At 73.3% G+C, this 577-nt stretch carries 1 protein-coding gene; it reads right to left on the reverse strand.

The features are described 5' to 3' along the window. Window positions 1-5: 5 nt before the first annotated feature. The coding region (locus tag KBX53_RS35215; protein WP_210864061.1) for an MBL fold metallo-hydrolase at window positions 6-577 on the reverse strand (572 nt) is incomplete at its 5' end.

Below are 577 nucleotides of genomic sequence, written 5' to 3' on the forward strand. Positions count from 1 at the left end.
AGGAGTCAGTGGCCGCGGGCCAGCCACTCCTGCAGGTGCGGCGCCTCCGCGCCGATCGTCGTGTCGTCGCCATGGCCGGTGTGCACGACCGTCTCCGGCGGGAGGGTCAACAGGCGGGTGCGGATCGACCGGACGATGGTGTCGAAGTCGCTGTACGAGCGGCCCGTCGCGCCCGGACCACCGGCGAAGAGCGTGTCGCCCGTGAACACCGCGCCCAGCTCCGGCGCGTGGAAGCTGCACGCGCCCGGGCTGTGCCCGGGGGTGTGCAGCACCCGCAGCGTGGTGCCACCCACCTCGATGCTCTGCCCGTCGTGCAGCTCGCCGTTGGGCGGCAGGTGCGGGTGGACCATGTCCCAGAGGACCCGGTCGGCGGCGTGCAGCAGCACCGGCGCGCCGGTGGCCTCGGCCAGCTCGGGCGCCACCCGGACGTGATCGTCGTGGGCGTGGGTGGCCAGGATCGCCCGGACCTGCCGGTCACCCACCAGGGCGAGGATCGCCGCCACGTCGTGCGGCGCGTCCAGGACGACGCACTCGCGGTCGTCACCGATCACCCACACGTTGTTGTCCACGTCGAAGG

The sequence above is a fragment of the Micromonospora sp. M51 genome (assembly GCF_018070305.1).
Classification (GTDB): Bacteria; Actinomycetota; Actinomycetes; order Mycobacteriales; family Micromonosporaceae; genus Micromonospora; species Micromonospora parva.